This window comes from Acinetobacter sp. RF14B, assembly GCF_006864105.1.
Taxonomy (GTDB): domain Bacteria; phylum Pseudomonadota; class Gammaproteobacteria; order Pseudomonadales; family Moraxellaceae; genus Acinetobacter; species Acinetobacter lwoffii_C.
Map to the genome: position 1 here is coordinate 1 of NZ_SMTB01000143.1, position 3853 is coordinate 3853.

General features: G+C 45.1%; 4 protein-coding genes. 1 reads left to right on the plus strand and 3 read right to left on the minus strand.

Annotated features, from left to right (window positions below; translation table 11 throughout):
• The first annotated feature begins 244 nt into the window (after nucleotides 1-244).
• Nucleotides 245-1168, plus strand: coding sequence for a LysR substrate-binding domain-containing protein (locus E2K52_RS13705; RefSeq protein WP_151205577.1), 924 nt, complete (start codon nucleotides 245-247; stop codon nucleotides 1166-1168).
• 67 nt (nucleotides 1169-1235) lie between these two features.
• Here the strand turns inward: E2K52_RS13705 and ahpC are convergent, their stop codons facing one another.
• The 3 genes from ahpC to E2K52_RS13720 form a co-directional block, all read right to left on the minus strand.
• On the minus strand, nucleotides 1236-1799 hold the full coding sequence (ahpC, locus tag E2K52_RS13710) for an alkyl hydroperoxide reductase subunit C (protein ID WP_151205578.1): 564 nt from the start codon (nucleotides 1797-1799) through the stop codon (nucleotides 1236-1238).
• 317 nt (nucleotides 1800-2116) lie between these two features.
• Complete coding sequence (gene ssb, locus E2K52_RS13715; protein WP_151205579.1) at nucleotides 2117-2689, minus strand: single-stranded DNA-binding protein; 573 nt, start codon at nucleotides 2687-2689, stop codon at nucleotides 2117-2119.
• A 48-nt stretch (nucleotides 2690-2737) separates the two neighbouring features.
• Nucleotides 2738-3853: MFS transporter (locus tag E2K52_RS13720; RefSeq protein WP_151205580.1), on the minus strand; the 1116-nt coding region annotated here is incomplete at its 5' end.

A 3853-nucleotide genomic window follows, 5' to 3' on the forward strand; every position in this document is an offset into this window, starting at 1 on the left:
TAATTCAAGTGAATTTGTTTGAAAGAAGAACTTTAAAAGCTTTATTTTCACCCGATAAAATACCCATAAAACAAGAGGAAGCTCAAATGAGCTTCCTCTTGTGAAAAATTGTGGGACAGCAATGGCCTTCGGGCTGCTTTTAAGCCCACTGATCCTTGTTCCGATCAGAAGAGATGCTTTGGGAATTCGTCTGATTTATCCTATGCTATAACTTTGAGATGAATTCAATATGCCAGGCTAATACATGCATTCATTTGATGACTATTATTATTTTTATCTGGTCGTGAAACATGGCGGCTTTAGTGCAGCCAGTGAAGCCGCCTATATCACCAAGTCCAAACTCAGCCGGCGCATTCTGGACCTTGAGGCACAATTCAATGTCACCTTAATCCAGCGTTCCACACGCCATTTTAAAGTTACGCCCTTAGGTCAGGAATTCTTTCAGGAATGTGAAAAGATCATTCATCAGGTCGAATGCGCGCACAGTGTCCTGCTGAAACAGAGGAGCGAACCGCAAGGCCTGATCAAGCTCAGCTGCCCGTCACTCATGATGCACTATCAGGTGCGCAGCTTATTAAATGATTTTTTGCAGACCTATCCTCAGGTTCAGGTAGAAATGGAGCTGACCAGCCGGCGTGTCGATGTGCTGCATGATGATATTGATCTGGCAATTCGTACCAACTTTCAGGCGAATGAAGACTCCAGCATTGTGGTTCGTGATGTGATTAAAACCACGCACTGTTTAATCGCCAGCCCAAGTCTGCTAAAGAACCGCCAGATTGAGTCTCCGGCAGATCTGCATCAATTTCCAACTATCGTTCTGGGCACACAAAAACCACACCACTCTTGGCTTTTACAGCATATCAACGGTCATGAACAAATCGAAATTCCCTTACAGCCACGTATTAAAAGCAATGATTTAGCCGGAGTATATTATTCGGTGATGGATGGCTTGGGAATTGCCGACCTGCCTTATTTAACCGTTGAAAAAGATATACAGGCAGGCCGCCTGATACATATTTTGCCCGAATGGTGTTCCAATATGGGCACCGTACAACTGGTCTATGCCTCACGCAAAGGACAACGTCTGGTGATGGAAAAGCTAATCGAACATCTGATACAGGGTTTAAGGACTACCGCCACCCAGCATAACGGCTATATCAGCTGAGTCTTTTACAGCCTAAATAAAAAATCCAGCCTGTAGGGGCTGGATCTTGGCAGTTAGATCGAATCGATTAGATTTTACCGACCAGATCAATTGAAGGAGCCAGTGTCTCTTCACCTTCTTTCCATTTCGCAGGACATACCTCACCGGGATGTGCATGCACATATTGTGCTGCTTTGATCTTACGCAGCAGTTCCTGGGCATCACGGCCAATGCCACCGGCATTGATCTCAACGATCTGGATTTTACCATCCGGATCGATCACAAAAGTACCCCGATCTGCTAGGCCTTCAGCTTCAATCAGCACATCGAAATTTTTAGACAAGGTCCAGGTTGGATCACCAATTAACGGATACTGGATTTTACCAATCACGTCCGAAGTATCATGCCAGGCTTTATGAGTAAAATGAGTATCGGTAGATACGCCATAGATTTCCACAGCCAGCTTCTGGAATTCAGCATAGTTATCCGCCAAATCACCTAATTCGGTTGGACACACAAAGGTAAAGTCTGCAGGATAAAAAAAGACCACGGACCATTTTCCTTTCATGTCCTGCTCAGACACTTCAACAAACTGGCCGTTGTGATAAGCAGTGGCCTTGAATGCTTTGATTTCAGTATTGATTAAGCTCATTCGATTTTCCTATCTATTGCTAAAATTGTGTATTCATTTGATACAGCTAGAATACAGAAAACCAATCAATAGGAAAAACCGTAAATTTTCATAAAAACTATCGAATTTTTAGATTAAAATTTTCTATTGAATATTCAATTTTTATTTATTTCTTCAATGATACAGAATCTCAGCTTTCTACGGGAAGCTATTTAAATTACACGTCTTCTTTAGAAAGTTTTATTTTTAAGGCCAGGCCAGTGAGCGACTCTCCGCCTGAATAAAAAAGCCCACCAGATTGGCAGGCTTTTGAGCGATCATCTACCGGTTTTCAGTACTTAGAACGGTAAATCATCATCTAGATCGGCCGCAGGTGCCGGAGTTGGCGCCGGCTGTGCTTTGGGTGCAAAGCCGCCCGGGTTATTGTTACCATACCCCCCACCCTGGTTGTTATTGAAACCAGCTTGCTGTGGCGCTGAACCATAGCCACCTTGCGGGTTATTATTGCCATAGCCGCCCTGATTATTGTTAAAGCGCGGCTGGTTAAAACCATTGTCGGCCTGTTCACCTTGTTGACGTGCCGAATCCAGCATCTGCATTTGTTCGCCACGGATTTCTGTTGTATAGCGTTCCTGACCATTCTGGTCGGTCCATTGACGGGTACGCAATGAACCTTCGATATACACTTTAGAACCTTTGCGCAGGTATTGTTGTGCAATTTCACCTAAACGGTTGTGCAGCACAATACGGTGCCATTCTGTTTGCTCTTTACGCTCACCGGTATTTTTATCTGTCCACGAGTCGCTGGTTGCTATCGAAAACTGTGTAAGGGAGCCCCCATTGGGGAAAGTTTTTGTTTCAGGATCTCGACCTAAAGTACCAACCAAGATGACCTTATTTACACCACGCATGAGATCTGTATTCCTATTTGTATCTATTTTACTTTATAAGAGTTATGTTTAAATGGCTACCTCTTTACCTAACAAGTGCGTTAATTGTTGTCGCGAGACTTCATTAACCTGCTGTTTGTCGACCTTGACAAAGGCCACTTGCTGTTCAGACATCACCACAACCTCTTCAATACCACGAATTGCCAAAAGCTGAGAAGTCCATTCGTCTGTTTGTCGGGTCTCCGGCAAACGAAGGACCAGTGAGGAAAGATAACGAGGTTGTGCCAATCCAAAACTCATCAATAGCCAAATTATAGCAATTGCCGATAAGATACTCCAACCCAGTAACGTATTGTTCAAAAGCAATAATTGACCACCAATCACGCCACCAAAAAATGCACCCAAAAACTGGCTACTGGCATTGACGCCCATTGCGGTGGCTTTGGATTGAATCGGGGCTGCCTTGGACAACCAGGACGGCAACAAAGCTTCCATCACGTTAAAGGCAATAAAGAACAGGCCCAGTCCGGCCAGCAATATATATTTGGATTCAAAACCGAAAATCAGGATCAGCAAGCCCAAAATAATGCCGCCAATTGCCGTCAGGAAAATACCGCGCATCTGACGGTATTTCTCTGCGAGTACAATACTTGGAAACGCAAAAAACAGGCTGATCAAGAGTAAAGGCAGATAGACCCAACCATGACTCGACAACGGTAAACCGCCAAATTCGATCAGCTGCGAAGGTACATATATAAACATCGCAGTGAGCAATAAATGCAGGGTGAAAACTGAAATATGCAGACGGTTCAGGTCGCCCATTTTCAGCACCTGTTTTAGCTGGGTCAGATACCCCTGCTGGAAGTTTTTATGATGACGGCTGACTTTAGGTACCATCAACAGCATGGCTATTGCAGCCAGTCCCATAATGGTCGTGACCCAAAACAGGCCAGAGATACCGACCAGTCCGGTCAGCCAAGGCCCCAAGCTAAACGCGACCACAAAAGACAGGCCGATACTCATGCCCATTACCGCCATTGCTTTCATACGGTTTTCTTCACGGGTCACATCGGCCAGCAAGGCCATGACCACAGCCGAGACTGCGCCGCCACCTGCAATTGCACGTCCAATGATGACTCCATAAATGGTGTCGGACATGGCGGCAACCGCACCGCCCAGGGCAAA

Bases quoted from the DNA above. Each gene is read 5' to 3' on its own strand.
- ahpC (WP_151205578.1), bottom strand. From the start codon at position 1,799: ATGAGCTTAATCAATACTGAAATCAAAGCATTCAAGGCCACTGCTTAT.
- E2K52_RS13705 (WP_151205577.1), top strand. From the start codon at position 245: ATGCATTCATTTGATGACTATTATTATTTTTATCTGGTCGTGAAACAT.
- ssb (WP_151205579.1), bottom strand. From the start codon at position 2,689: ATGCGTGGTGTAAATAAGGTCATCTTGGTTGGTACTTTAGGTCGAGAT.